Below are 26,206 nucleotides of genomic sequence, written 5' to 3' on the forward strand. Positions count from 1 at the left end.
AGTCGGGGTTCATTCGGGCAAAGGAAGGGCCTGGGCGGTCAGGGCGGCGGTCTGGCGGGCGTGCAGGACGTCCACGTCGAAGCCCTGGATCATCTCCTGGAACAGCCGGTACCAGTTCACCTCGGCCTGGAGATGCAGGAAGACGGAGCCAAGGCCGATGGCCGCGCGGTCCATGAAGACGAACTCCCGCGGCACCTCCACCCCGCCGACGCGGCGCAGCTCGGCATGGACCTTGGCGGCGGTCTCGCGGCCGTAATGGCCGGAGTTGGTCTCCTCGATGCGGCGGCTGCGGTCGTCCATGATCGGGGCGTAGACGAAGCGCGCCCAGATGTTCAGAACGTCCACCAGCTCCTTGGTCGGGTTGGCGAAGCCCCAGGTGCGGTAGGCCTCCACCGCCTTGTCCTGGTTGCCGGTCTGCAGCGCGTCGTAGAGATCGATCACCCCCTTCACGAAGCGGGCCGGGAAGACGCGGATGCAGCCGAAATCCAGCAGGTTGATCCCGCGGTCGGGCCGCACCGTGTAGTTCCCCAGATGCGGGTCGCCGTGGATGATGCCGTAGCCGTAGAAGGGCACGTACCAAGCCCGGAACATGTTCATCGCCAGCGCGTCGCGAGCGTCCGGCTGGTCCTTGACGAAGTCCAGGATCTTGCGGCCTTCCACCCATTCCAGCGTCAGCAGGCGCCGGGTGGAGAGGTCGGGCACCACCGCCGGCACATGAACGCCGGAGGTGTCGGCCAGCATGGCGCGGTAGAGGCGGGCGTGCTTGGCCTCGCGCTCGTAATCCAGCTCCTCGCGCAGCCGGGCGCCGATCTCCGCCTGGATCTGCTTGGTGGAGATGGCGCTGTCGGTGCGCTCGAAGATGGCGAAGATCAGGCCGAGCTGGCGCAGGTCCGCCTCCACGGCGGAGGCCATGTCCGGGTACTGGAGCTTGCAGGCGAGGGTCTGCCCGTCCAGCCCGACGGCCCGGTGCACCTGCCCCAGCGAGGCCGCCGCCGCCGCTGTCTGTTCGAAGTGCCGGAAGCGCTTGTGCCAGGCGGGGCCCAACTCGCTTGCCATGCGGCGCTTGACGAAGGGCCAGCCCATCGACGGCGCGTCTGCCTGGAGCTGCGAGAGCTCCTGCACATACTCGCGGGGCAGTGCGTCGGGGATGGTGGACAGCAGTTGCGCCACCTTCATCAGCGGACCTTTCAGCCCGCCCAGCGCGGCGCGCAATTCGGCGGCGTGGCGATCCCGCTCCAGGGGGATGCCCAGCACCCGTTCTCCGGCGAAACGGGCCGCAAGGCCCCCCACGGCGGTTCCGACCCGCGCATACCGCGCGATCCGGCCGCCAAGCCTGTTCTCATCCGTGTTCGGCATGCCGAATAGGTGGGTGCGGCGGGGCCGAAAGGCGAGTCCCCTGGCGTCGCCTCAGGTGGCGGGGCCGATCCGGACCAGGCCCGGCAATCCGCTTCGGGCAGCGACTTCCGCCAGTTTGCGGTCAGCGGTCACCAGTCCCACGTTCCTCGACCAAGCGAGAGCCAGATAGAGGCAATCGACCAAGGGATGCCGAAGTGTGCCGCTGAGGTCGAGCGCACGCTCCGCCACATCCACCGCCGGAGTCAGCGTCAGCGGGAGTTGGGCGACCAATCCACGCAGGCGGCCCAAGAGCGTGTCGGCATCCGACGTCTCCAAAGTGCCCGTGTGGACGCGTTTGGCGAGCGCCGCAGCCACTTCGATGAGCAGAATATCGGGCGCCAGCAGCGGCCTTTCCTGGGCAAGGAACGCAAGTGCGTCTGAGCTTGCGTCTTCCCTGATGATCCATTTCACGGCGACACTGGCGTCTACGACGACCGCTTGGCCCGCCACGCTCACCGGTCGCGCCATTCACGGATCAGCGGCGTGCTGTCGGGAAGCACACCGTACTTGCGGGCAAGTTCGTCTTGCTCCCGCTGGAGTTCCTCAATGAGCGCCGCACGGCCGGGGCGCGCGGCCTGCGACAGGATGGCGCCGACCTCCTCCTCGACCGAACGCCCGTTAATCGCGGCGCGTTCGGTCAGAGTCGCGTGCAGCGCTTCGTCGATTTCGAGCCTGACGATCTTGCCCATTTCGCTCTCCTGGGGGTCGGTGACACTGTAACCCGCTTGCGCGGGATGGTGCCACCGTTCCGCAGGATCACCGAACTCACCCGCCCGGCGCGATGTTCTGGTTCACGCAGAACAGGTTGGTCGGGTCGTATTTCGCCTTCAGTGCCCGCAGGCGTTCGTAGTTCGGCCCATAGGCGGCCTGGACGCGCTGTTCGTCGTCGGTGACGAAGTTCACGTAGACGCCGCCGGTGGCGTAGCGGGCGGTCCGGTCGGAGACGCCGCGCGCCCATTGGATGCAGGCGCTGTCCTCCGGCGGGGTGTTCCAGCGCGCGTGGACGTTCATGACGAACAGGGCGTCGCGGTGCGGGTAGGCGGTGGCGTCCGCCGGCACGCGATTGGCCGCAGCGCCGAGCAGGCCGACGAAGATCTCGCATTGGTCGGAGGGCAGTCTCCCGGCCTCCTCGACCAGCATGTCGATCAGCCCGTCCTCCAGCCCGGTGAAGTTCTGCGATTTCCAGTAGTTCCGCGCGCCCGGCACCAGAAGCGGGTCAAAGGCCGCCTGCCACGCCACGTAAGGCATGAGGCCGAAATGCTCGCCGACGGGCGTGCCCAGCGACAGCACCGGTTCCAGCGCCTTGCGGGCCGCCGCCTCGTCGTCTCCGGCGTAAATGACGGGCATGACGACCACCTCCTTGCCATGAACGTCCGGCGGCAGGAAGGGCAGGGGCGGTGCCTTGCGCAGCACCATCCAGGCGGTGGCCTCGTCGGGCAGGGCCGCCGTGGCGTCGCGGTAGCGGCGCATCAGGTCGCCGGCCCCGGCGAAGGGATGGACGACCAGCCCGGCGAACACCATCGGTCCCACGGGGTGCAGGCGGAAGGTGAAGGAGGTGACGACGCCGAAGTTGCCGCCGCCGCCGCGGATGGCCCAGAAGAGGTCGGCGTTCTCGTCGGCGCCGGCCCTGAGGAACCGGCCGTCGGCGGTGACCACGTCGGCGGACAGCAGATTGTCCACCGTCAGCCCATACTTGCGGGTCAGCCAGCCGAACCCGCCGCCCAGCGTCAGCCCGGCGATGCCGGTGGTGGAGTTGATGCCGACCGGCACGGCCAGCCCGAAAGCCTGCGTCTCCCGGTCGAGGTCACTCAGCGTGGCGCCGGGCGCCACCCGCGCCGTCCGGCTGATCGGGTCGACATGGACGAAGCGCAACGCGCCGAGGTCGATCAGCAGGCCGCCGTCGCACAGGGAGTTGCCGGCGATGTTGTGACCGCCGCCGCGCACCGAGACCAGCAGCCCATTCTCCCGCGCGAAGCGCACCGCCTGCATGACGTCGGCGGCCCCGGCGCAGCGGGCGATCAGGCCGGGCCGGCGGTCGATCATGGCGTTCCAGATCGTCCGGGCCTCGTCATAGCCCGGCGACCGCGGGGTCAGCAGCGGGCCGCGCAGACGGGCGGCAAGATCGTTGACGGCGTCCTCGGAAAGGGTCGCGTCCCGCCGGTCGGCGGTGCGAAGCGTGAAATCGCCCATCAAGCACCTCCCACGTCAAAGCAGCAATTTTCGCGAATATCCGGAGCGGATTGGCGCAACAAGGGTAAATTTTCACCCCTGCACAGGCCATCCGGGAAAGGACTCCCTCCGGTGTTCTTCCGGACGGAGCCACCCCTCAATTCGGTGTTTTTTGCGGCTTTGACGGTGAGGGGCGGTGGATCAGCCGCCCTGGCTGCGGATCCAGGCGGCGGTGGCGCTGTCCATGGTGTTCTTGTGGTTGATGAACCACTCCGGCACAACTTCGGTCAGATAGCCGCGGACCAGGGCCAGATTGCCGGCGGCCATGCGTTTGGCGATGCCTTCCAGTTCCAGACGGACGCGGTTGTGCTCGTGCACATGGATGGGGGTCGGCGGGAAGCCGTACTGGTGCATCAACTCCTCCTCGCGGGCCAGATGGTCGCGGAGGTGCTGGGCGAAGGCGGTGAAATGGGCGGGCAGGTCGGCGTCGGGAGCCTTGGCGGCTTCGGCCAGAAGCTCGATGGTTTCCTTGTGGTCGGCGTCGATGATGGCGTTGCCGACTTCCAGGGACGGGCTCCAGGCGGGGATCGAGAGGGTGGGCATGGTGCTCTCCGAAGGGATCGTTGGAGGCCACCATACCCATCCCCCGATTATGGATTCTTGACGTCCGTCAAGAAAACCCGGTCAGGACTGATTTTCCAGCTCGTCAACAAAGCCGCGGATGACGTTCAACCCCTTCTGCCAGAAGGCCGGATCGCTGGCGTCCAGCCCGAAGGGGGCCAGAAGCTCCTGGTGGCGCAGCGTGCCGCCCGCCGATAGCATCGCCAGATACTTCTCCGCGAAGCCCTTCTCCGACTCCTGGTAGACCGCGTAGAGCGAGTTCACCAGGCAGTCGCCGAACGCGTAGGCGTAGACGTAGAAGGGCGAGTGGATGAAGTGCGGGATGTAGGACCAGTAGTTCCGGTAGCCCTCGTCGAAGCGCAGCGCCGGGCCGAGGCTTTCGGTCTGCACCGCCATCCAGATCTCGCCCAGCCGCTCCGCCGTCAGTTCGCCCTCGCGGCGCTCGGTGTGGACGCGGCGCTCGAAGTCGAAGAAGGCGATTTGGCGGACCACCGTGTTCAGCATGTCCTCGACCTTCGAGGCCAGCATGATCTTGCGGCGCTTCGGGTCGGTCTCGCGGTCGAGCAGGGCGCGGAAGGTCAGCATCTCGCCGAACACCGACGCGGTCTCCGCCAGGGTCAGCGGCGTGTCGGACAGCAGGTGCCCCTGGCCGCCGGCCAGGATCTGGTGCACGCCGTGGCCCAGCTCATGCGCGAGCGTCATCACGTCGCGCGTTTTGCCCTGATAGTTGACCAGCAGATAGGGGTGGACACTGGGCACCGTGGGGTGGGCGAAGGCGCCCGGCGCCTTGCCGGGGCGCACCGGCGCGTCGATCCAGGCGTTGTCGAAGAAGCGCTTGCCCAGTGAGGCCAGATCCGGCGAGAAGCGGCCGTAGGCGCCCAGGACCAGATCGCGCGCCTCGTCCCAGCGGATGCTGCGGTCGGCGTCGTCGGGCAGCGGGGCGTTGCGGTCCCAGTAATCCAGATGGTCCTGCCCGAACCACTTGGCCTTCATCGCGTAGTAGCGGTGGGACAGGGCCGGGTAAGCGTCCTTCACCGCCGCAGCCAGCGCGTCCACCACCTCGTCCTCGACGCGGTTGGACAGGTTGCGGGCCGAGGTGGGCGCCTTGTAGTTGCGCCACTTGTCGTCGATCTCCTTGTCCTTGGCCAGGGTGTTGGTGACCAGGGCGAACAGGCGGATGTTGTCGCCCATCACCCGGCCGATCACCGTCCCGGCCTCCTTGCGGACCTCCGGACGGCGGTCGGACAGGCGGTTCAGCGCCTCCGCGCAGGTCAGCTCCTTCCCGCCGATGGGAAAGCGCAAGCTGGCGATGGTCTCGTCGAACAGGCGGTTCCAGGCGGCGCGCCCGACCACATGCTTCTCATGGAGCAGGCGTTCGACCTCGTCGGAAAGCTGGTGCTCGCGGAACAGGCGGACGTCGCGCAGCCAGGGGGCATAGCGGGCGAGGTCCTTCGACGCCTTCAGCTTGGCGTCCAGCACCTTGTCGTCCAGCCGGTTGATCTCCAGCGTGAAGAAGACGAGGTGGGTGGAGATGCCGTTCACCCGCTCCTGCGCCGACTGGTAGAACTTGGCGATGGCCGGGTCGGTCATGTTGCCGTTGTAGACCAGCCCGGCGTAGGACATCACCCGCGACAGCACCTCGTCGATGCGCTCGTACTCGCGGATGGCGGCGGCGAAGGCGTTGCCGTCCAGCCCGGCCAGCTTGGTCGCGTAGGTCTCGTAGAAGTCCTTGGAGGCGCGTTCCATCCGCTCCAGGTCGGCCTTCAGCTCCGGCGAGTCCATGCCCGGATAGAGGTCGGTCAGGTCCCAAGAGGGCAGGGCGCCGAGGTCCGGCCCGTCCCCCGTGGCGGCCAGGGCAGTGTCGGGCGCGGTGGTCTGGGGAGCGCCAAGGAAATCGCCAATCGGGTGCCGGGTGGCGCTGCGGGTCATCTGTCCCTCCGTTCTGGGCTTTGGCCGTTCTGGGCTTGGGCCGTTCTGAGCTTTGGAACCGGATATAAGCGCCGCGTGCGACCGGGGGAAGGATGCGTTGCGGTATCGGCTCAGGGAGCCTGGCTTTCCTGCGCGCGGCGGATCGCCGCCTCCACGCATTGCAGGTGCAGCTTCTTGCGGGCGAGCTGGCGGGTCCGCCGCTCCTCAAGGTCGGTGGTCGGCATCGCCTCGATGGCGCAGCCGCGCCAGCCGTTGGCGTCGAGCGCGCGGGCGACCTCCGCGTAACCGAAATAGCCCTTGTCCGGCTGCTCCCATGGGGCGCGGAAGTCGGCGCGGCGCAGGACGAAGCGGTTGGACTGGCTGGACCCGCCGAGACTGGTCAGCCGGGCCACGATCAGCCGCTCGCCGTTGGTGTGGACGACGGTCAGGATCGGGCGGATGCCGAAGACGGGCGGGTCGCTGCTCATGGGACCATCCATAGCGCTCCGGCGCTGGTTAGGCCAGCAACAATGGCCAGCGATAACTGGATGCAATGCCGATATCCGCGCCAGTCGATTTTCGCTCGGATGATCATCCACTCTTAACGAAGAATAAGCCAATATTGGCCGCGAGATTGCAGAATAACATACCGCAGTATGATTGTTATAATTGGTGCGGAGATTGGCGGTCTAATAAGTCAGCATTGCTTTGCATGCTGCCTTGTCCGCAATCGTAATAGGCGGCATCATCGGTCCATTACGGTGAAACGGAGAGAGTATTATGGCGCTAGGAGCATGGCTGCGCGTGTCGCTGGCGGTGGCGATCATCGGGCTATCGACCCTTTTGTCGGGGCATGCCTCGGCGCTGTCACCGCGTCAGTATCGTTGGGACGAACTGCCGGGCGATGCCTTCAACGCCCAGGGCAGTGCGCTCAAGGCGAGCGTTTACGTATCCGTGGGCGCGCGGGTGCGGGGCAAGGCTCCGCTTCTGGTCCTTCTTCACGGCTGCGAGCAGGATGCGTCGTCTTTCTTCACGGATTCCGGATGGATGGACATAGCTGACCGCTACGGCCTTATCGTCCTGCTGCCGGAGCAGCAGCACAATGCCTTTGCCATGGTCGGAGGGGCCTCCCGCTATGGCAACCCGCTCGGCTGCTTCAATTTCGCCGACCGCCTGACCAGTCCGCTGAAGGGCGGTGTCCCACGGGAAGCGGGGGCTATCGTCTCCATGGTCGACGCGGTGCGCGCGGGCAAGGGGCTTGACCGCGACGGTCCCCGAATCGAGGACGGACGTGTCTATGTCACCGGCCTGTCGGCGGGGGCGGGCATGGCGGCGACCCTGCTGGCCGACTTCCCGCAGGTCTTCGCGGGCGGGGCGCTCTTCGCTGGCGTTCCGGCACTGTGCGCCCAGAGCATGCAGTCTGCCGCGTCGCTTTGCGGCATCTCGGTTATGCGCGGTTGCGCCGAGGTGAAGGCGCGCTCCGGCGGCTACGACAGCCGCGAATGGACGAAGGCGGTGCAGCGCGCCCAGCACCCCGCCGGGCGTCCGCGCGTGCTGATCGTCCAGGGCACGGCAGACTGCACCGTGGACCCGCAGAACGCCCTCTACCTGACCAACCAGTGGACGGCTTTCCACAGCTTGAAGGCGGATGCTCCCGTGGTCATCGGGCAGGAGCCGTCCTGGCCGGACCGCGCCGTGCGGCAGGGCTTCGCCCCGGCGGGAGCCAATACCCTGTGGGTCGAGACGGTGCTTTTGAAGGATGTCGGCCACGTCATGCCCATCGACACGAGCAACGCGCAACACCCCTGTGGGCGGGTGCGGGTGTCGGACACGAAGACCTACATCGAGGATGTCGGCTTCTGCGGCGCGGCGCTGGCCGCCGAGTTCCTGCAACTGGAGCAGTAACACCCGCTTGAGGGGCGGCGAGGGGGTCCAGCACTCACCAAAGTGGTGCGACAGCCCGCCGCACCTTCCGGAATGCCGTTTGCCAAACGATGCGGATCTGACGCAGATTGGGGCCGCTGCGTGAACGTTCATTGCGCGGCTGCGGAGAAACGCGAACCAAACAAAATATAAGGGACGCCCCCATGAGCCAAAGCTCGGCCGATCGCTACAACCAGATCCACGCCCGTTCCCTGTCCGATCCCGACGGATTTTGGGGCGAGGCGGCGGAAGACATCACCTGGATCAAGCGTTGGGACAAGGTGCTGGACGACAGCAACGCGCCCTTCTACCGCTGGTTCACCGGCGGCGTCCTGAACACCTGCTACAACGCCGTCGACCGCCATGTGGAGGCCGGACGCGGCGCCCAGGCGGCGATCATCTACGACAGCCCGGTCACCAAGACCGTGCAGACCATCACCTACGCCGAACTTCAGGATCAGGTCGCCCGCTTCGCCGGCGCGCTGCGCGCCCAGGGCGTGGAGAAGGGCGACCGCGTCATCCTGTACATGCCGATGATCCCGCAGTCGCTGGTCGCCATGCTGGCCTGCGCGCGTCTCGGTGCGGTGCATTCGGTGGTGTTCGGCGGCTTCGCCCCGCACGAGCTGGCGACCCGCATCAACGACTCCCGGCCGAAGGCCATCGTCTCGGCCTCCTGCGGCATCGAGCCGAACCGCGTCGTCAAGTACAAGCCGATGCTCGACGCCGCCATCGAGCAGGCGGAGCACAAGCCGTCCAGCGTCATCGTCTTCCAGCGCCCGCAGGAGACCGCGACCCTGGTCGAAGGCCGCGACGTGGATTGGGCGGAGGCCGTCGCCAAGGCCGTACCGGCGGAATGCGTGCCGGTGGCCGCGACCGACCCGCTCTACATCCTCTACACCTCGGGCACCACGGGCCAGCCGAAGGGCGTCATCCGCGACAACGGCGGCCACGCCGTGGCGCTGAAGTGGACGATGAAGAACATCTACAACGTCGAGCCGGGCGAGGTGTACTGGGCGGCGTCGGACGTGGGCTGGGTGGTCGGCCACTCCTACATCGTCTACGGCCCGCTGCTGCACGGCTGCACCACGGTGGTGTTCGAGGGCAAGCCGGTGGGCACGCCGGACGCCGGCACCTTCTGGCGGGTGATCGAGCAGCACAAGATCGGCACGCTGTTCACCGCCCCGACCGCCTTCCGCGCCATCAAGCGCGAGGACCCCAACGCCGAATTGCTGAAGAAGTACGACCTGTCGCACTTCCGCGCCCTGTTCCTGGCCGGCGAGCGCTCGGACCCCGACACGCTGCATTGGGCCGAGGACAATCTGAACGTTCCGGTCATCGACCACTGGTGGCAGACCGAGACCGGCTGGGCGATCTCCGGCAACCCGCTGGGCGTGCAACTCTTCCCGATCAAGTACGGCTCCGCCACCCGCCCCATGCCGGGCTGGGACGTGCAGATCCTGAACGCCGAGAACAAGGAGGTGCCGCGCGGCGACATCGGCGCCATCTGCGTGAAGCTGCCTCTGCCTCCGGGCACGCTGCCGACGCTGTGGAACGCCGATGACCGCTACCGGAAGTCCTACCTGTCCGACTATCCCGGCTACTACCAGACCGGCGACGCGGGCTTCATCGACGACGACGGCTACGTCTACATCATGGCCCGCACCGACGACATCATCAACGTCGCCGGCCACCGCCTGTCCACCGGCGGCATGGAGGAGGTTCTGGCCAGCCACAAGGACGTGGCGGAATGCGCGGTGATCGGCGTCGCCGACGACCTGAAGGGGCAGGTGCCGCTGGGCTTCCTCTGCCTGAAGGCCGGCGTGACCCGCCCGCACGAGGAGATCGTCAAGGAGGTGGTCCAACTCGTCCGCGAGCAGATCGGCCCGGTCGCCGACTTCAAGCGCGCCGTGGTGGTGGAGCGCCTGCCGAAGACCCGCTCCGGCAAGATCCTGCGCGGCACCATGCAGAAGATTGCCGACAACCAAGACTACAAGACGCCTGCGACCATCGACGATCCGGGCATCCTGCCGGAGATCGCCGAGGCGCTGCAGTCGCTCGGCTACGCCAAGACGCATCAGGCCGGTTGACCGGTTCCGCGTTCGAAGCCCCTTCCCCGGCATGGCCCGGGGGAGGGGTTTCCTTTGTCGGCTAAGCCTTGACCAGCGCGGTCAGGGACTCGTCCAGCTCGTCCAGCCGGGCCTGTTCGGCCTCCAGCTCGGCCAGCGCGCGGCGGGCGTTGGTGATGTCGAGGTCGAGCTGGTCGCGGCGCCGCCGGATCAGTTCCTCCAGCGGCGTCAGCTCCTCCACCGCCAGCGCCTGGGCGATGGCCGCGTTGCTGCCGCCGCCCAGCGCCAGCCGCAGCATGCGCGTGGTCGGGCGGATGCCCTGGGCCTCCAGATGGCGGGCGGTGACCAGGATTTCGATGGTGTCGTGATGGCGTGCCATGGCCCCGCCCTGATGACGCAGTGCGGTGGATTGTGCCAAGCCGCGCACCGGTTTCGAGGGCTTATCCGCGCGCAGCGGCGATATGCCACAAGCCGGCGCTCCAAAGGAGACGGTTTTCGGCCCCGCCACCTTTCCGCCGAATTTTTGCTGCACGGGCATCAAAGTCTGGAATAAACGATGAGCGGGGGGCGTTCATCCTGGCGTACCGGGTCCTGAATGGGGCTCGGCCCTGGGAGGCCGCGCCACCCGTTCCTACCTGAAGGAGTGCCATGATCCGCCACCCGGCGGTCCGTGGAGCCTTCGAGGCAACAATCGGGTGCGCGGTTGAGCACGTTCGGGGTCGAGCTGGAAGTCCACATTGCGTCGCTGCGCCGCTACGCGCGCGCGTTGCTGCGCAACCGTTCGGATGCCGAGGATCTGGTGCAGGAGGCGTTGACGCGGGCGGTGGCGCGCGCCGACACCTTCAAGGCGGGGACGAACCTGCGGGCGTGGCTTTTCACCATCCTGCACAACGTCCATGTCAATCAGGTCCGCTCCAAAGCGTCGCGGCCCGACGAGGTCGATGTGGACAGCGTCGAGTCGAAGCTGGTGACCCCGGCCCGGCAGGAGGAACGTGTGGAGTTGCGCGAGATGATGCGCGCGCTCGACGACCTGCCGGAGGAACAGCGCAAGGTGCTGCTCCTCGTCGCGCTGGAGGGCCTGAAATACGAAGAGGTCGCCGAGACGCTCGGCGTGCCGATCGGGACCGTCATGTCGCGCCTCTCGCGGGCGCGCGAGGCGGTCAGGGCGAAGCTGGCGAACGAGGGCTCGGTGGCCCTCAGGCGGGTGAAGTGATGAACGCGCATTGCGTAACGGACGACGAACTGCACGCCTATGTGGATGGGCAACTGGCTCCGGAACGCCGGCTCTTCGTGGAGCGATGGCTGGCCGATGACCCGGATGCCGCCCGCCGGGCGGAGGATTACCGCGCCCAGGCCGCGTTGCTGCACGAACTCTTCGACCCCGTGCTGCGCGAGCCGGCAAGCGGCCCGGTCGATGAACTGACGGGCAAGCTGCGCGGGCGCATGCCCGGCAACGACAACGCCGCCCCCTGGCACGCCCGCCACTGGGTGCGCATGGCCGCGGCGGTGATGCTGATCGTCGGCGGGGCCGGCGGCGGCTGGCTGGGCCGCGGCGCCGTCGACCAGTCGCCGGTCGTCCAGCAGCGCCAGACGCTCCAGACCTTCGCCGAGGAGGCCACCCAGGCCCACCGCTTCTACACCTCCGACGAGCGCTTCCAGGTGGAGCTTGGCGCCGACAACCAGGACGAGCTGAACAGCTGGCTGTCCAAGCGCGTCGGCCGCGACGTGTTCGGCCCGGACCTCGGCGGGGTCGGGCTGCGGCTGATCGGCGGGCGGTCGCTGCCCACCGAGTTGGGGGCCGGCGCCCAGTACATGTACGTGAACGAGGCGAACAAGCGCGTCACCCTGTTCGTCGGCGCCCCGCGCTCCGGCAACCCGGCGAAGTTCGGCTTCTCGCAGAACGGCGACGTGGCGACCATCTACTGGGTGGAGGGGCCGCTGGCCTATGCGCTGGCCGGCCGGATGTCCAAGGAGGACCTGCTGCGCGTCGCCGAGGCCGTCTACAACGACGTCAAGGCCGGCCCGCGCCGCCCCGAGCCACAATCCCAGCAGAACCCGCAGCCCCAACAGCAACAGCAGCAGGAGCAGCAGCCCCAGCCGCAGCAGGACCAGCCGCCGGCCGGCGTCCAGCCGATCAGCGACACGCACAAGCCGAAGGACAGCTGAGGTCGGAACGGAACCGTTGTGCGAGGGGCTCCCACCGCCCCTCGCACATCCTGTCGGGATGATGCGACCCTTTATCATGTGACGTTGAGATAGCCTTCCGCCTTTCGTTTCCCGGTTTACTCTTGTCCCGCCGCCGCTCCACAATGCGCCGGTGACGGCGCGGAACGGGGCATGCGGGACTGGTACTTCATCGGCGACAGCCACGTGCAAGCCTTCGAGGTCGCCGCAACGTTGCGTCTGCTCAACCGTCCGGCGCGCTGTCTGCCGGTCCCCGGAGCGACCTCGGTCGGCCTGCGCAACCCGGAGAGCCAGACCCACGCGGTCGCTCTCTTCAAGGAGGCGCTGCTCCCCGCCCAGGCGGACGCCATTCCTGTGATCCAACTCGGCGAGGTCGATTGCGGGTTCGTCATCTGGTGGCGGGCGCAGAGGCACGGTGATTGCGTCGAGCGGCAGTTGGAGGACTCGGTGGCCGCCTGCGCCGCCTTCGTGGATGATCTGCTGGAGGGCGGCTATCCCACGCTGGTGCTGACCGGGGCGGTGCTGCCGACCATCCGCGACGGCGAGACCCGTGGGAAGGTCGCGCGCGCCCGGCACGAGGTCACCGCCACGCTGCGCCAGCGCACCGAACTGACCCACCGCTACAACGCCCTCCTGCGCAACGAGGCGGCGGCGCGCGGGCTGCCCTTCATCGACATCACGCCGTGCATCACCGACCCGGACAGCGGTCTGGTCGCCGAGGCGTTCCGCAGCCCGAATCCCGGCGACCACCACCTCCACCCCATCCGCGCCGCCGAGGTCTGGGCGGAGGCGCTGAACGCGCTGGACCTGCCGTCATGACCGACGCGATGGACTTTCTCCGCGCGGGCGCCGCCGCGCTTCAGCGGGGCGACCGGGCCGGCGCGGAACGCCGGGTCGTCCGTGCGCTGGCGCTGGTCCCCGGCCATGGCGAGGCCTGGAACATCCTGGGCGTTCTGGCGGTTTCGGGAGGCGACCCTGGCGGGGGAGAGGCGCGCTTCCGCCGGGCGTCGGCCTGCGCGCCCGACAACCCCGCCTACGCGCGCAGCCAAGCGGAATGCCTGAAGCGTCAGGGGCGGGCGGACAGGGCATCGGCCCTGCTGGCCGGCGCCGTGCGCCGCGCCGTGCTGTCGCCGGATCTTGCCTGCGATCTCGGCGATTTGCGGCTGGGCGCGCGGGATGTCGCCGCCGCGATGGCGCTCTATCGGCTTGCTCTGGTCCTGGCCCCCGGCCATGCCCGCAGCCAGAACAACTTGGCGGAGGCGCTGGGCACGGCGGAACGGCCGGAGGCGGCGGCCGAGGCCTTCGCCCGGCTGGCGGTGCTGCGCGGCACGGCCGCCGCCTGGGGGGCGGCGGGGGCGGCGCTGCTGGCGGCGTGGCGGCAGGACGAGGCGCGCGCTGCGCTGCGCCGGGCGGCAGCGCTCGACCCGTCCGCGGCCGAGCCCTGGGCCAACCTGGGCTTTGCCGGGCTGGGGCGGCACGCGGTCGCCCTGGCCGAGGCCGCCTTCGAGCGCGCCTTGCGTCTGGCGCCGGGGATGGACACGGCGCGGGCAGGGCGGGGAACGCTGCGGATGCTCACCGGGCGCCTGCGCGCCGGGGCGGCGGATTACGAGGCGCGGTTGAGCCTGCCCGCCTTCGCGCCGTCGCGCTCCTACAGCCGGCCGGTCTGGGACGGTCGGGTCCGGCCGGGCCGGACGCTGCTGATCCACGCCGACCGCGGCCATGGCGACGCCATCCAGTTCATTCGCTACGCCCCGCTGCTGCGGGCGCAGGGGATGCGCGTGGTCTTCCACGGGCCGGAGGGGCTGCTCGCCCTGTTCCGCGCGTCGGAGCTGGCGGACGAGCTGTCCGGGCTCGACGGGCCGCCGCCGGCCCACGACGTCCATATCCCCATCATGAGCCTGATCCATCGCATGGGCACCGACCTGGACAGCGTGCCCGCCGCCGTTCCCTATCTGCGGGCGCCCGACGCGGCGGCGCGGCGGTGGGCGGACCGGCTGGCCGGGCTGCGCGGGGTGAAGGCGGGGCTGGTCTGGCACGGTTCGGTCGCCTTTCCCTACCACCGCCAGCGCTCGCCGGGGTTCGAGGCGGTGCGGCCGCTGTCCGGTATCCCCGGCGTGACGGCGGTCCTGCTCCAGGTCGGGCACGGGCGTTCGGAACTGGAGCGCTGCCCCCCGTTCGGACCGGTCCTGGACCTTGGAGCGGAACTGCGCGATTTCGCCGACACCGCCGCGGCCATCCAGGCGCTGGACATCGTCATCAGCCCCTGCACCGCCGTGGCCCACCTCGCCGGAGCGCTGGGGAAACCGGTGGCGGTGCTGCTCGACCAAGGGGCGGAATGGCGCTGGATGCACGGGCGGACGGATTCGCCCTGGTACCCGACGGCCCGTCTCTACCGCCAATCCGTGTTCGGCAACTGGACGGAGCCGGTGGACCGGCTGCGCCGCGATCTGACTAAAGCGGGCTTTCCTTGGAGGATCCGGTCTGCTTAGACGCACTCCCTCCAAAAATATTCTGCATTTGCTTCATGGTGGGTGTTTCGTTGATTGAAACGGTTTTCTTTTCGGAACTCCATTGTTCCAGATAAATTTTCTTTTCAAATTCCTCAATTGGAATGCCGCTGCTCGTCACTTCACAGGGAACCGGTGCTGGATCCTTTTCCGAGCGGAGTTCATTGTACGGCATATTTGTTTCTTTGTTGAAGCGATGCACAACAAAGGATTTTCTTCTGACAGAGGTTCGGCATACCGCCCATCTGATCTCGATCAGCCGGCCTTTCCACTTGTCCACGGCATAGGCAAGAATTGCACTGAGTGGAACGATGCAGTCCGGACGGGCCTGAATCAAGTAGGTGTCGGTATCCCAAGGCCCTTCCAGAAAAGCCTGAGCGCGCATCTCGCACTCCAAGGAAATGGAGTCGCACGAATAATGCTCGCAGAGCGGAGTGGTCACCACCCCCGTGGGCAGAGGGGATGTGAAGGCGCCCTTGAGGATCGCGGATGAAAAATCTTTCCCCACCGAGTTTCCCTGGCATCCGTACCAAGTGAGGGCCACTTTCTCCGGCACGTTGCACAAGAGATTTTCGTCGCACCGCCCGTGGCCGCCAATGAATATTATGATCATCTCCGTCTCCTTCGCCTTGCTCCATGATGACGGGCCATGATGGTGATTCGTGAACTTGGGCGTTCACGTGTCAGGCGACGGGCAACCTTAACCAAGGAGGTCCGGACATGGGTGGTCCGGACATGGGTGGTCCAGACAGGGGCGGCACGGCATGGCTTTTCGCCCGCACGCGCGATGGATGTGCACGCTCCACCAAAAGCGGTCGGCTCTTGGTGGAGCGTGCAGGAGCAGCTTGCGCGCAGGTGCGGCAGCCCTACGGCAGCGGCTCTTGATCCTGACCTTTCAAAATCAAGAGCTTCTGCGGTTGCCAACCGTCGGCGCGGATATCGGCGATCATCATCAATGACGGTCGATATCACGCCGCGGCCGATATTACTCAGCCGCCAACGGCTGCGGGGCGGCGGGCTGGCGGAAGCCGTCGAGCAGGGCGGCCTCCTTCGCCTTGGCCGCCGCGACGTTGCGGGCCTTCACCGGGCCGTAGCCGCGCATTTCCTGCGGCAGGCGGGCGATCTCCACCGCCGTGGCGTGGTTGTCGCGGGTCAGGCCGTGCAGGATTTCGCCCATGATCGCTTCGTACTCCGCGATCAGGCGGCGCTCCATGCGACGCTCGGCCAGCCAGCCGAAGGGGTCGAGCGGACTGCCGCGCAGGCGCTTGCCTTTGGCGAGCAGGCGCAGGGCTTTCAGCATCCACGGGCCGAAGCGCTTCTTCTTCGGCTCACCGCCGTCCTCGCCGCTCTCGCCCATCACCGGCGGGGCCATGTGGAAGACCAGCTTGTAGTCGCCCTCGAACATCCGCCCGACCTGCTCGACGAAGCCGGTGTCGGTGTAGAGCCGGGCCACCTCATACTCGTCCTTATAGGCGAGCAGCTTGAAATATCCCTTGGCGACGGCCTCGGTCAGGGCGGTGGAGCCGGGAAGCCTCTGCCCCTCGACGCGCCGCGTCCAGTCGACCAGCGCGTGGTAGCGGCTGGCGTAGGCCGCGTCCTGATAGTCGGTCAGGAAGGCGGTGCGGCGGGCGATGGCCTCGTCCAGGCTGGCCGAGGGGCGGCGCTGGTCGAGGATGAACAGGTCATGAGATGCCGCCTGCTCCTGCGGCGGGTTGGCGGCGGCTTCCACCGCGGCCAGATCGACGGCGGCGCGGCGGCCCCAGTTGAAGGCGTCGGTGTTCATCTTGACCGCCACGCCGTTCAGCTCGATCGCCTTCAGGATGGCCTCGGCGGTGATCGGGATCAGACCCTTCTGCCACGCGTAGCCCATCAGGAAGGGGTTGGTGGCGATGCTGTCGCCCATCAGCGCGGTTGCCAGTTTGGTCGCGTCGAAGGCGTTCACCGCACCCTCGCCGCAGGCCTTGCGGATGTCGGCCACCAGATCGCGCACCGGCACCGCGAAATCCGGCTTCTTCAGGAAGTCCACGGTGATGGTGTCGTGGGTGTTGATGACCGCGCGGGTGTGGCCGTGCGCCATCTTCGACAGGGCGTCGCCCGCCCCGGCGACGATCAGGTCGCAGCCCACCACCGCGTCGGCCCCGCCCGCCGCGATGCGGACGGAATGGATGTCCTCCGGCGTGGCGGCGATGCGGATGTGGCTGGTCACCGCACCGCCCTTCTGGGCGAGGCCGGTCATGTCGAGCACGCCGACGCCCTTGCCCTCGATGTGGGCGGCCATGCCGAGCAGGGCGCCGATGGTCACCACGCCGGTGCCGCCGACGCCGGTGACGTAGATGCCCCAGGGCCGGTCGAGCGCGGGCAGGGTCGGGGTGCGCAGGTCCGACGCGTCGGCCCCGACCTTGGCCGCGGCCGGTTTCGGCTTGCGGAGCTGCCCGCCCTCCACCGTCACGAAGCTGGGGCAGAAGCCCTTGGTGCAGGAATAATCCTTGTTGCAGCTCGACTGGTCGATCTGGCGCTTGCGCCCGAACTCGGTCTCCAGCGGCACCACCGACACGCAGGAGGATTTGGCGGAACAGTCGCCGCAGCCCTCGCAGACCAGCTCGTTGATGATCACGCGCTTGGCCGGGTCGACCATCTTGCCGCGCTTGCGGCGGCGGCGCTTCTCGGTGGCGCAGGTCTGGTCGTAGATCAGGACGCTGACGCCGGACACCTCGCGCATCTCCTTCTGCACGCGGTCCAGGTCGTCGCGGTGCTCGACGCTGGTGTACTGGGGCAGGCCGTCGCCGATGCCGTACTTCTCCGGTTCGTCGGACACGACGACGATGCGGCCCACGCCCTCGGCGCGGAGCTGGTTGGCGAGCGACTGGACGGTCAGCGTGCCGTCCACCGGCTGGCCGCCGGTCATCGCCACGGCGTCGTTGAAGAGGATCTTGTAGGTGATGTTGGCCTTCGCTGCGATGGACTGGCGGATGGCCAGGATGCCGGAGTGGTAGTAGGTGCCGTCGCCGAGGTTGGCGAAGATGTGCTTCTCCTCGGTGAAGGGCGCCTGACCGACCCAGGGCACGCCCTCGCCGCCCATCTGGGTGAAGGTGTCGGTCTTGCGGTCCAGCCACGTCGCCATGTAGTGGCAGCCGATGCCGCCCAGCGCGCGGCTGCCCTCCGGCACATGGGTGGAGGTGTTGTGCGGACAGCCGGAGCAGAAGGTCGGCTTGCGGATGACGCGGGCCTGATGGGCCTTCTGCTTTTCCTGGGCGTCCAGGAAGGCGACGCGGCGCTTCAGGTTCTCGTTGTCGACGAAGCGCTCCAGCCGGCGCCCGATGACCACGGCGATCTGTGCGGGCGACAGCTCACCGGCGGAGGGGAGGATCCACTCGCCATGCTCGTCGAACTTGCCGACCACCTTCGGGCGGACGTCGGGATGCCAGTTGTAGAGCTGCTCCTTGAGCTGGTTCTCGATGACCGCGCGCTTCTCCTCGACCACGACGATCTCGTCGAGCCCCTCGGCGAAGTGGCGCACGCCGTCGCGCTCCAGCGGCCAGGGCATGCCGACCTTGTAGACGGTGAGGCCCCAGTCGGCGGCCATCGCCTCGGTGATTCCCAGCTCGTCGAAGGCCTGCCGGACGTCCAGATAGCTCTTGCCGGTGGTGACGATGCCGAAGCGCGGGCGGGGGGAGGACACCATCACCTTGTCCAGCCGGTTGGCACGCGCGAACGCCAGGGCGGCGTACAGCTTGTGCTTCATCAGCCGGTATTCCTGCTCCAGCGGCGGGTCGGGCCAGCGGATGTTCAGGCCGCCCGGCGGCATCGCGAAGTCGGCGGGGACGATCGGGCTGACGCGGTGCGGGTCGATGGTCACCGAGGCCGAGGTGTCCACCGTCTCGGCGATCGTCTTCATGGCGATCCAGCAGCCGGAATAGCGGCTCATCGCCCAGCCGATCAGGCCGTAATCCAGGATCTCCTGCACGCCCGACGGGTTCAGCACGGGAATCATCGCGTGCATGAAGGCGTGTTCGGACTGGTGCGGGAAGGTGGAGGACTTGGCGTTGTGGTCGTCGCCGGTCAGCACCAGCACGCCGCCGTTGCGCGAGGTGCCGGCGGCGTTGGCGTGCTTGAACACGTCGCCCGACCGGTCGACACCCGGACCCTTGCCGTACCACATGGAATAGACGCCGTCGTACTTGGCGCCGGGGAACATGCCGACCTGCTGGCTGCCCCAGACGGCGGTGGCGCCCAGCTCCTCGTTCACGCCGGGCTGGAAGCGGATGTGGTTCTTCTCCAGGAACTTGCGCGCGTTCCACAAATTCTGGTCGAAGCCGCCCAAGGGCGATCCGCGGTAACCCGAAATGAAACAGGCGGTGTTCAACCCGGCGGCAAGATCGCGCTGGCGCTGCATCATCGGAAGGCGCACGAGCGCCTGGGTTCCCGTCAGGTACACGCGCCCCTGTTCAAGCGCGTACTTGTCGTCAAGGGTCACGGTTGCGAGAGCCATTGTTCCATCCCCTTTGTGGCGCCCTGAAAAGCGCTGTTCGGGGCGCGTTCGCCGCGCCGCTTCTTGTGTTTGTTCGACAAGCAAAAAGGTAACGAAGGCTGTCTTATTCGGCAACTGGCGCCGGACCCCCTCCTGCAAAAAGCAAGGAACGGTCCGGCGCTCGCAGCGCTGTGAAACGGACGGGCGGGAATCGCCCTCCGGCGGGACATTCCCGCTCGCGTTCCAATGCGTTTGACCGCTGCCCCCTCCCTAACCCTCCCCCTCTTCGAGGTGGAGGGGATTGCCGCCGCTTCGCGGAAGGCACCCTCTCCTGCGATAGCGGGGGAGGGCTGGGGTGGGGGCCACTTACCCGATATGGGACGTCTTCAGACCGGCGGGAGGGGAGAATGACCGGAGGAGGGGCCAGCCTCGCCCCCATGGTCCGGCGCACCGAAGGCGCCATCCGGCCACAGGCTGGGGCCGGTGCCGTCGCGCAGGCTGAGGCTGCGCACCATGGCGCGCAGGGCGCCGATCATCACGCGCAGGGCGGCGGTGGACTCCGTCCCGCCGCCGATGCTGACCGTCCAGCGCAGGGCGTCCATGTGGGCCTGCACCGCCTCCTGGAAGCTTTCTCCGTCATGGTCCACCCAGGTGATGCAGGTGGACAGCGAGGCGACGATCGCGGTGGCCGCGGCGTTGCCGGCGGCGGCCAGCTGCAGGTCGGACACCGCGTGGCGCAGCCGGGTGCCCAGCGCGTCGGGGTTGGCCAGTGCCCTTTCCATCCGGTCGAGCGCCAGCACCAGATGGACCATCTTCGGGTCGGTGGAGCGCAGCGGACCTGTTCCCGCTGTGGACGGGCCGGGCAGGCGCGGCGGCGGCGGGGGGAGGCGCAGCGGGGCGGGGACGGAGGAGATCGCCGGGCGGGTCGGCGCCGCGTGCGAAGGGGAGGGCGTGTTGCTGTTCGTCGGCTTGGCGGCGCCCGCCTCGGCTTGGGAGCGGCCACCCCGGCGTGGGTTGGTCAGCACGGTTTCGATGCGCCGGGCGATGGTGCTGGCGGAGGCCGGCTTGGCGAGGACGGTGTCCGCTCCGGCGTCCCAGGCGGCGCGCACGGTGGCGACGTCGGCGTTGGCGGTCAGCACGATGATCGGCAAGTCGGGGCTGAGGCAACTGGCCGAGCCGCGCACCCAGCGGACAAGCTGCCCGCCGCCCACCGGTTCCATCACCCAGTCGGTGACCATCAGGTCATAGGGCTCGCGGCGCATCAGCTCCATCGCCTCCCGCCCGTTGGCGGCCGGGGCGACCTGACCGACCCCCCAATGTTCCAGCATATCCCGCAGCGCCCGCAGCAGCAGCGGGTTGTTCTCGACGACCAGGATCTTCAGGTGGGTCGGGTAGCGGCGCGGCATGTCGGGTCCGAAGGTTCGGGAACGAAGCGTTACCGAATATCCGAACGCCGCCCTGGGATTTCAGGACGCGGAGACGTGTTAGCGCCAAACGGCGCGCGACCGGGGGAGCCTTTTCGCCTCATGGAGTGCGCCTGGTCTTCGGCTCCCCCGTCCGGGGACTTGGTCGAGGTCCGGGGTGCCTCTAGCGGACCAATGCAAGATCCTTCAGGACAGCCACCTCGTGGGCCTGCTCGTCCAGGCGGGCCTTCACGGCGTCGCCGATGGAGATCACCCCGGCAAGGTCGCCCGCGTCGTTGCACACCGGCACATGGCGGTGGCGACGCAGGGTCATCATCTGCATCAGGTCCTTGATCGTATCCTCCGGCCGGCAGGTCTTGACCTGACGGGTCATCAGATCCTCCACCGGCATGTCCAGCGCATCGGCGCCATGCATCGCCACGGCGCGGACGATGTCGCGCTCCGACAGGATGCCGGCCAGCCGGCCCCGGCGGTCGCACACTACCAAGGCGCCGATGCGCCGCTCGGTCAGCGTGCGGGCGGCGGTCCGGATGGATTCGGACGGCAGGATCGATGCGACGTTATGGCCTTTGCGGTTCAGAACCTCGGAAACGACGGTCATGTCCACCCTCCCTCTTTGGGGTTGGCGAATCGGCGGGGTCCGATTCGGAATGAGCCTGGAGCGGCCGGCGGTTCCGGCAAGGGCTTGGCGGTCCGGATTGGAAAATCGGTTTTGCCGTCTCGACGGGGCCGCTATGCATGAATGCGTGGCAACCGCCGGGTGGCGGAGGAAAGGGAGCGCGCGCATGACCACCGAGCAGAGGGTTCTTCGCCTGTCCATCGCCGTCACGGTGCTGCTGGCGGGCGCCGGCATCCTGTTCGGCCTGCTGTCGGGCTCCTTCGCCATCGTCTTCGACGGCATCTATGCGCTGGTGGACGCCAGCATGACGATGGTGACGCTGCTGGTGTCGAACCTGATCACCGCCTCGACCGCCACCTTGAGCACCGGCGGACCGCGCCGCGGAAAGCTGGCCGAGCGTTTCACCATGGGCTTCTGGCATCTCGAACCCATGGTCCTCGGGCTGAACGCCACCCTGTTGATGGGGGCGGCGATCTACGCGCTCATCAACGCCGTAGGCAGCCTGATGACCGGCGGCCGCGATCTGGCCTTCGACCACGCGATCGCCTACGCGGCGGTGACGGTTCTCGTCGCGGCCGGCATGGCGGTCTTCGCGACGCGGGCGAACCGGACCGTCCGCTCCGATTTCCTGGCGCTTGACGCGAAGGCCTGGATCATGTCGGCGGCGCTCACCGCGGCGCTGCTCGTCGCCTTCGTGTTCGGGTATCTGATCCAGGGCACCCGGCTTCACTGGATGTCGCCCTACATCGACCCGGCGGCGCTGGCCCTGGTCTGTCTGGTGGTCATCCCGATCCCGGTCGGCACGATGCGGCGGGCGCTGGCCGATGTCCTTCTGGTCACGCCCGCCGACCTCAAACGGCACGTCGATGCCGTCGCGTCGGACATCGTGCAGCGCCATGGCCTCGCCTCCTACCGCGCCTATGTCGCGCGGGTGGGGCGGGGGCGGCAGATCGAGCTGTTCTTCATCGTCCCGCGCGGCTGGCCGCCGCGCACGCTGGAGGAGTGGGACAAAATCCGCGACGAGGTGGGTGCCGCGATCGGCGGCGAAGGCCCCGACCGCTGGCTCACCATCGTCTTCACCAGTGATCCGGAATGGGCGGAGTGATGACCGGTCCTGTGGACGGTCCGGTTCGTGTATATTAGAGTGTCCTTGATAAACGGTGCGCGTGGCGCGGGCGGAGGGTGACGGAATGGCCGGCAATTGCTGTGGAGGCTCCTGTGGGGGCGGCGGGGGCGGCGGTCGTCCGAATGGCGGGCGGCAGGCTGATTATCGCCGCACCCTGCGCATGGCTCTGCTCGTCAACGGGCTGATGGCCGCCGTCGCTCTGGCCGCGGGGCTGGAGACGCAGTCCATGGCCTTGCGGGCGAGCGCGCTGGATTTCCTGGCAGCCGCGCTGACCCATGGCGCCGGCCTGTGGATGATGGGGCGGGGGCTGGAGTTCCGCGGCTGGGCCACGCTGGCACGAGGGCTGGCGCTGACCGTCCTCGGGCTGGGGCTGGTGGCCGCCACGGCGTGGAGCGCCATCGCCGGCACCGTTCCTGACGCGCCGGTGATGAGCCTCGTCGCGCTTCTCGGCGTGGGGACGAGCCTGTCGGTGGCGGTCCTGCTGTTCGCCGGACGGCGCGGCGGAGTGTCGCTGCGCGCGGTCTGGCTGTGCGCCCGCAACGGCGTGCTGACCAACGCCGCGGTGATGATGGCGGCGGCGGGCGTTTGGACGATGGGGCAGGGCTGGCCGGACCATCTGGTCGCCGCGGTCATCGCCGCCACGGTGCTGTCCACCGCCGTCACGGCGCTGCGGCAGGCGGTGGCCGAACTCCGCGCGTGGCACGCCCCCGCCGACCCGACCGGGCTGGGCAAGGGGGCTTGACAGGGCCGCATCCCTGTGGCGAACTCGACGCCATGATTTTCGTTGCGCCCTCCCTGTCGTGTCGTTGGTGGTGGCCCGTCTAACCGGGCCGGCCAGCCGACGCGCGTGAGCGCACAGAGTATCGAAAGGCCGCCCGGAGCTTCCGGGCGGCCTTTTTCCTGACCAGGAAATCCAGGTGTCGAGCAAGGGAACTCCGGGTGTCCGTCCGCCAACGGATCGACCATCGGAGACCCCACCATGTATCCCGCCGATCTCCTCGCTTCCCCCGGCCTCCTCGAACCGCTGCGTTTCCGGACGCGCGGCGGTGTCACCGTCACGCGGCGGGCGATGGCGCTCGACCCGCAAGGCGCTCTCGATCCGGTGATCGACGCGCTGGACCGCCGCCGCGGCCTGCTGCTGTCCAGCGGGGTGGAGGCGCCGGGCCGCTACCGCCGCCACGCGCTGGGCTTCACCGATCCGCCGCTGGCACTCACCGCGCGCGGACGGACGTTGCGCCTCGACGCGCTGAACGCGCGGGGCCGGGTGCTGCTGCCAGCCATCGCCGAGGCCCTGCGCGGTTTGGAGGCGCTGGCCGGGCTGGAGGAGGAGCCGTCGCGCGTCACCGCCCTGGTCCGCAAGCCCCAGCATCCCTTCCCGGAGGAGGAGCGGAGCCGCCAACCCTCCGTCTTCTCGGTCCTGCGCGCGGTGCTGAACCTGTTCGCCGCCCCCGACGACCCGATTCTCGGACTCTATGGGGCCTTCGCCTACGACCTCGCCTTCCAGTTCGAGCCGATCCGCCTGCGGCTGGAGCGGCCGGACGACCAGCGTGATCTGGTGCTCTACCTGCCGGACCGGCTCGTCGCCCTGGACCCGGTGGCGGGCCTCGCGCGGCTCGTCGAGTATGAGTTCGTCACGGCGGCGGGCAGCACCGAGGGGCTGGAGCGCGCCGGGCGCGACCACCCGTACCGCCCCGACACCAACACAGAAACCGGCTGCGACCACGCGCCCGGCGCGTATCAGCGAGTTGTCGAGAATGCCAAGGCCGCTTTCCGTCGCGGCGACCTGTTCGAGGTGGTTCCCGGCCAGACCTTCGCCGAGCCCTGCGCCGACGCGCCCTCGGCGGTGTTCCGGCGGCTGCGCGCCGCCAACCCGGCGCCCTACGAGGCCTTCGTCAACCTCGGGCGGGGCGAGTTCCTCGTCGCCGCCAGCCCGGAGATGTACGTGCGGGTGGCGGGCGGTCGAATGGGCGGGCGGGTGGAGACCTGCCCGATCTCCGGCACCGTGGCGCGCGGGGCCGACGCGCTGGGCGACGCGGCGCAGGTCCTTCGCCTGCTGACCTCGGCCAAGGACGCGGCGGAACTGACCATGTGCACCGACGTGGACCGCAACGACAAGGCGCGGGTGTGCGAGCCGGGGTCCGTCCGGGTGATCGGGCGGCGGATGATCGAGCTGTACTCCCGCCTGATCCACACGGTGGACCATGTGGAGGGGCGGCTGCGGCCCGGTCTGGACGCGCTGGACGCCTTCCTCACCCACACCTGGGCGGTGACGGTGACCGGGGCGCCCAAGCGCTGGGCCATGCAGTTCCTGGAGGACACGGAGCAATCGCCGCGGCGCTGGTACGGCGGGGCCTTCGGCCGCCTGGGCTTCGACGGCGGGATGGACACCGGCCTGACCCTGCGCACCATCCGCATGGCCGAGGGCGTTGCCTACGTGCGGGCGGGGGCGACGCTGCTGTCCGACAGCGACCCGGACGCGGAGGACGCGGAGTGCCGCCTGAAGGCCGCCGCCTTCCGCGACGCCATCCGCGGGACGACGGTGGGTGCGGCGCCCGCTCTTCCGGCGGCTCCCAACGGCGGGCGGGGCCGGCGGGTGCTGCTGGTGGATCACGACGACAGCTTCGTCCACACGCTGGCCGACTATCTGCGCCAGACCGGCGCGTCGGTGACGACGCTGCGTCACAGCCACGCGCGGGCGGCGCTGGCGGAGCGGAAGCCGGATCTGGTCGTGCTGTCCCCCGGTCCGGGACGCCCGGCGGATTTCGACGTGGCCGGCACCATCGACGCGGCGCTGGCGCTCGGCCTGCCGGTCTTCGGCGTCTGCCTGGGCTTGCAGGGGATGGTGGAGCGGTTCGGCGGCGCGCTTGACGTTTTGCCGGAGCCGGTCCACGGCAAGGCGACGGAGGTCCGGGTGCTGGGCGGCGCGCTGTTCGCCGGCCTGCCGGAGCGGATGAGGGTCGGTCGCTACCACTCGCTGGTGGCGCGGCGCGACCGGCTGCCGGCAGACCTTACGGTGACCGCGGAAACCGCCGACGGTCTGGTGATGGCGGTCGAGCACCGGCGGCTTCCGCTCGCCGCGGTGCAGTTCCACCCCGAGTCGATCCTGTCGCTCGACGGTGGGGCCGGTCTCGCCCTGCTGGGCAACGTGATGGACCGGCTGGCCGCCGGCGTCTTTGCAGACGCGGCGGCGTGACGGGGAAGAGGCCGGGGGTGGTTACTCCACCATCCCCAGCGCTTCCTTGTAGAGTTCCAGGATGGCTTCCTGTTCCTGGCGGTCGGCCTTGTCCATTTTGCGCAGCCGGATGATCTGGCGGATGATCTTGGTGTCGAAACCGGTGCCCTTGGCCTCGGAGTAGACCTCCTTGATGTCCTCCTGCAGGCCGCGCTTCTCTTCTTCCAGGCGCTCGATGCGCTCCACGAAGGATTTCAGGCGATCCGCCGCAATGCCGCCGACGTCGGACATGATAAGGGTAACCTCAAATTGGGTGCTTCCGGGGAATCCGGCGCGGACGATATCGGCGGTCGCCGTCGATGGCAAGCGACTCCCGGCGTCGTCGGCGCGGATGCCACAGGGCGCGGCAAACCGCAGCAACGTCTCGGCGGGGTGTGCCCGGATAGTGGGATACGCCCGTGGCGACGAGCGTCGCCCCGGACGGACGCCTGATGCGAAAGACCGATGGCGGGAGCGTGCGAAAGCGGCGACCTTGCACTTTCCGTTGCACGCGGGCGTGCCATCCCTCTCCGGGCTGTTGCGCCGCACCCATCACCGCTGGTAATACCATCGACGCTCTTGAGC

At 68.5% G+C, this 26,206-nt stretch carries 21 protein-coding genes and 1 pseudogene; 9 read left to right on the forward strand and 13 right to left on the reverse strand.

What is annotated here, in order from left to right:
• Window positions 1-9: 9 nt before the first annotated feature.
• From ACWPN5_RS05330 to ACWPN5_RS05360, 7 genes are all read right to left on the reverse strand, one after another.
• A complete protein-coding gene (locus tag ACWPN5_RS05330; RefSeq protein WP_492294652.1) occupies window positions 10-1,356 on the reverse strand; it encodes an ABC1 kinase family protein in 1,347 nt (448 codons plus the stop codon).
• 51 nt (window positions 1,357-1,407) lie between these two features.
• The gene (locus tag ACWPN5_RS05335; RefSeq protein WP_492294654.1) at window positions 1,408-1,863 is read right to left on the reverse strand and encodes a type II toxin-antitoxin system VapC family toxin; all 456 of its coding nucleotides are present in this window, start codon (window positions 1,861-1,863) and stop codon (window positions 1,408-1,410) included.
• Window positions 1,848-2,084, reverse strand: a complete 237-nt coding sequence (locus ACWPN5_RS05340) for a FitA-like ribbon-helix-helix domain-containing protein (RefSeq protein WP_145679522.1) — start codon at window positions 2,082-2,084, stop codon at window positions 1,848-1,850. The genes ACWPN5_RS05335 and ACWPN5_RS05340 overlap by 16 nt, the downstream gene beginning before the upstream one ends.
• Window positions 2,085-2,160: 76 nt before the next feature.
• Entirely contained in the window at window positions 2,161-3,585 is a 1,425-nt protein-coding gene (locus tag ACWPN5_RS05345; RefSeq protein WP_492294657.1) for an FAD-binding oxidoreductase, read from the reverse strand.
• 180 nt (window positions 3,586-3,765) lie between these two features.
• Window positions 3,766-4,167 carry a bacteriohemerythrin gene (locus tag ACWPN5_RS05350; RefSeq protein WP_145684467.1) on the reverse strand — a complete coding sequence of 134 codons (402 nt, stop codon included), beginning with the start codon at window positions 4,165-4,167 and terminating at the stop codon, window positions 3,766-3,768.
• Window positions 4,168-4,248: 81 nt separating this feature from the next.
• Window positions 4,249-6,114: a M3 family oligoendopeptidase gene (locus ACWPN5_RS05355; RefSeq protein WP_492294659.1), complete on the reverse strand. Its 1,866-nt coding sequence runs from the start codon at window positions 6,112-6,114 to the stop codon at window positions 4,249-4,251.
• Window positions 6,115-6,224: 110 nt separating this feature from the next.
• Window positions 6,225-6,581, reverse strand: a complete 357-nt coding sequence (locus ACWPN5_RS05360; protein ID WP_145684471.1) for a hypothetical protein — start codon at window positions 6,579-6,581, stop codon at window positions 6,225-6,227.
• A gap of 292 nt (window positions 6,582-6,873) precedes the next feature.
• Between ACWPN5_RS05360 and ACWPN5_RS05365 the strand changes: the two genes are divergently transcribed.
• Window positions 6,874-7,998 (forward strand): extracellular catalytic domain type 1 short-chain-length polyhydroxyalkanoate depolymerase, encoded by a 1,125-nt coding sequence (locus ACWPN5_RS05365; protein ID WP_492294662.1) that lies wholly within the window; start codon window positions 6,874-6,876, stop codon window positions 7,996-7,998.
• Window positions 7,999-8,180: 182 nt separating this feature from the next.
• The gene (locus ACWPN5_RS05370) at window positions 8,181-10,103 is read left to right on the forward strand and encodes a propionyl-CoA synthetase (protein ID WP_492294664.1); all 1,923 of its coding nucleotides are present in this window, start codon (window positions 8,181-8,183) and stop codon (window positions 10,101-10,103) included.
• 61 nt (window positions 10,104-10,164) lie between these two features.
• On the opposite strand, the gene ACWPN5_RS05375 is transcribed toward ACWPN5_RS05370, so the two are convergent.
• On the reverse strand, window positions 10,165-10,461 hold the full coding sequence (locus ACWPN5_RS05375) for a DNA-binding protein (RefSeq protein WP_200476950.1): 297 nt from the start codon (window positions 10,459-10,461) through the stop codon (window positions 10,165-10,167).
• 324 nt (window positions 10,462-10,785) lie between these two features.
• Here ACWPN5_RS05375 and ACWPN5_RS05380 point away from each other — a divergent pair, with 324 nt between their 5' ends.
• The 4 genes from ACWPN5_RS05380 to ACWPN5_RS05395 all read left to right on the forward strand — a co-directional run bounded on the left by ACWPN5_RS05380 (window position 10,786) and on the right by ACWPN5_RS05395 (window position 14,755).
• Window positions 10,786-11,295 (forward strand): sigma-70 family RNA polymerase sigma factor, encoded by a 510-nt coding sequence (locus ACWPN5_RS05380; RefSeq protein ID WP_014239953.1) that lies wholly within the window; start codon window positions 10,786-10,788, stop codon window positions 11,293-11,295.
• Window positions 11,295-12,248 (forward strand): anti-sigma factor family protein, encoded by a 954-nt coding sequence (locus ACWPN5_RS05385; protein ID WP_200476949.1) that lies wholly within the window; start codon window positions 11,295-11,297, stop codon window positions 12,246-12,248. The genes ACWPN5_RS05380 and ACWPN5_RS05385 overlap by 1 nt, the downstream gene beginning before the upstream one ends.
• Before the next feature lie 171 nt (window positions 12,249-12,419).
• On the forward strand, window positions 12,420-13,085 hold the full coding sequence (locus tag ACWPN5_RS05390; RefSeq protein WP_492294667.1) for an SGNH/GDSL hydrolase family protein: 666 nt from the start codon (window positions 12,420-12,422) through the stop codon (window positions 13,083-13,085).
• The gene (locus tag ACWPN5_RS05395; RefSeq protein ID WP_492294669.1) at window positions 13,082-14,755 is read left to right on the forward strand and encodes a tetratricopeptide repeat protein; all 1,674 of its coding nucleotides are present in this window, start codon (window positions 13,082-13,084) and stop codon (window positions 14,753-14,755) included. Before ACWPN5_RS05390 ends, ACWPN5_RS05395 begins: the two co-directional genes overlap by 4 nt.
• Here ACWPN5_RS05395 and ACWPN5_RS05400 read toward each other — a convergent pair.
• From ACWPN5_RS05400 to ACWPN5_RS05415, 4 genes and pseudogenes are all read right to left on the reverse strand, one after another.
• Window positions 14,718-15,386 (reverse strand): hypothetical protein, encoded by a 669-nt coding sequence (locus tag ACWPN5_RS05400; protein ID WP_145684485.1) that lies wholly within the window; start codon window positions 15,384-15,386, stop codon window positions 14,718-14,720. The genes ACWPN5_RS05395 and ACWPN5_RS05400 overlap by 38 nt on opposite strands.
• A 372-nt stretch (window positions 15,387-15,758) precedes the next feature.
• A pseudogene (locus ACWPN5_RS05405) lies at window positions 15,759-19,265 on the reverse strand (indolepyruvate ferredoxin oxidoreductase family protein); the annotation flags it as partial.
• Between the two features lie 362 nt (window positions 19,266-19,627).
• Entirely contained in the window at window positions 19,628-20,647 is a 1,020-nt protein-coding gene (locus ACWPN5_RS05410; protein ID WP_492294671.1) for a response regulator, read from the reverse strand.
• Between the two features lie 181 nt (window positions 20,648-20,828).
• Window positions 20,829-21,266: a CBS domain-containing protein gene (locus ACWPN5_RS05415; RefSeq protein ID WP_145679512.1), complete on the reverse strand. Its 438-nt coding sequence runs from the start codon at window positions 21,264-21,266 to the stop codon at window positions 20,829-20,831.
• A gap of 184 nt (window positions 21,267-21,450) precedes the next feature.
• Here ACWPN5_RS05415 and ACWPN5_RS05420 point away from each other — a divergent pair, with 184 nt between their 5' ends.
• The 3 genes from ACWPN5_RS05420 to ACWPN5_RS05430 all read left to right on the forward strand — a co-directional run bounded on the left by ACWPN5_RS05420 (window position 21,451) and on the right by ACWPN5_RS05430 (window position 25,603).
• Window positions 21,451-22,389 carry a cation diffusion facilitator family transporter gene (locus ACWPN5_RS05420; RefSeq protein WP_145684492.1) on the forward strand — a complete coding sequence of 313 codons (939 nt, stop codon included), beginning with the start codon at window positions 21,451-21,453 and terminating at the stop codon, window positions 22,387-22,389.
• Between the two features lie 181 nt (window positions 22,390-22,570).
• The gene (locus ACWPN5_RS05425; RefSeq protein ID WP_492294674.1) at window positions 22,571-23,152 is read left to right on the forward strand and encodes a cation efflux transmembrane domain-containing protein; all 582 of its coding nucleotides are present in this window, start codon (window positions 22,571-22,573) and stop codon (window positions 23,150-23,152) included.
• Window positions 23,153-23,389: 237 nt separating this feature from the next.
• Entirely contained in the window at window positions 23,390-25,603 is a 2,214-nt protein-coding gene (locus tag ACWPN5_RS05430) for an anthranilate synthase (protein ID WP_492294676.1), read from the forward strand.
• Window positions 25,604-25,624: 21 nt separating this feature from the next.
• Here ACWPN5_RS05430 and ACWPN5_RS05435 read toward each other — a convergent pair whose 3' ends face one another.
• Window positions 25,625-25,873 (reverse strand): DUF2312 domain-containing protein, encoded by a 249-nt coding sequence (locus tag ACWPN5_RS05435; RefSeq protein ID WP_014239966.1) that lies wholly within the window; start codon window positions 25,871-25,873, stop codon window positions 25,625-25,627.
• Window positions 25,874-26,206 lie beyond the last annotated feature (333 nt).

The organism is Azospirillum sp. UENF 211521, from assembly GCF_058780535.1.

Coding starts and splice junctions, on each gene's coding strand:
- ACWPN5_RS05415 (WP_145679512.1), bottom strand. CDS start 21,266: ATGACCGTCGTTTCCGAGGTTCTGAACCGCAAAGGCCATAACGTCGCA.
- ACWPN5_RS05390 (WP_492294667.1), top strand. CDS start 12,420: ATGCGGGACTGGTACTTCATCGGCGACAGCCACGTGCAAGCCTTCGAG.
- ACWPN5_RS05420 (WP_145684492.1), top strand. CDS start 21,451: ATGACCACCGAGCAGAGGGTTCTTCGCCTGTCCATCGCCGTCACGGTG.
- ACWPN5_RS05345 (WP_492294657.1), bottom strand. CDS start 3,585: ATGGGCGATTTCACGCTTCGCACCGCCGACCGGCGGGACGCGACCCTT.
- ACWPN5_RS05435 (WP_014239966.1), bottom strand. CDS start 25,873: ATGTCCGACGTCGGCGGCATTGCGGCGGATCGCCTGAAATCCTTCGTG.
- ACWPN5_RS05375 (WP_200476950.1), bottom strand. CDS start 10,461: ATGGCACGCCATCACGACACCATCGAAATCCTGGTCACCGCCCGCCAT.
- ACWPN5_RS05340 (WP_145679522.1), bottom strand. CDS start 2,084: ATGGGCAAGATCGTCAGGCTCGAAATCGACGAAGCGCTGCACGCGACT.
- ACWPN5_RS05370 (WP_492294664.1), top strand. CDS start 8,181: ATGAGCCAAAGCTCGGCCGATCGCTACAACCAGATCCACGCCCGTTCC.
- ACWPN5_RS05425 (WP_492294674.1), top strand. CDS start 22,571: ATGGCTCTGCTCGTCAACGGGCTGATGGCCGCCGTCGCTCTGGCCGCG.
- ACWPN5_RS05385 (WP_200476949.1), top strand. CDS start 11,295: ATGAACGCGCATTGCGTAACGGACGACGAACTGCACGCCTATGTGGAT.
- ACWPN5_RS05430 (WP_492294676.1), top strand. CDS start 23,390: ATGTATCCCGCCGATCTCCTCGCTTCCCCCGGCCTCCTCGAACCGCTG.
- ACWPN5_RS05410 (WP_492294671.1), bottom strand. CDS start 20,647: ATGCCGCGCCGCTACCCGACCCACCTGAAGATCCTGGTCGTCGAGAAC.
- ACWPN5_RS05350 (WP_145684467.1), bottom strand. CDS start 4,167: ATGCCCACCCTCTCGATCCCCGCCTGGAGCCCGTCCCTGGAAGTCGGC.
- ACWPN5_RS05395 (WP_492294669.1), top strand. CDS start 13,082: ATGACCGACGCGATGGACTTTCTCCGCGCGGGCGCCGCCGCGCTTCAG.
- ACWPN5_RS05360 (WP_145684471.1), bottom strand. CDS start 6,581: ATGAGCAGCGACCCGCCCGTCTTCGGCATCCGCCCGATCCTGACCGTC.
- ACWPN5_RS05365 (WP_492294662.1), top strand. CDS start 6,874: ATGGCGCTAGGAGCATGGCTGCGCGTGTCGCTGGCGGTGGCGATCATC.
- ACWPN5_RS05335 (WP_492294654.1), bottom strand. CDS start 1,863: ATGGCGCGACCGGTGAGCGTGGCGGGCCAAGCGGTCGTCGTAGACGCC.
- ACWPN5_RS05400 (WP_145684485.1), bottom strand. CDS start 15,386: ATGATCATAATATTCATTGGCGGCCACGGGCGGTGCGACGAAAATCTC.
- ACWPN5_RS05330 (WP_492294652.1), bottom strand. CDS start 1,356: ATGCCGAACACGGATGAGAACAGGCTTGGCGGCCGGATCGCGCGGTAT.
- ACWPN5_RS05355 (WP_492294659.1), bottom strand. CDS start 6,114: ATGACCCGCAGCGCCACCCGGCACCCGATTGGCGATTTCCTTGGCGCT.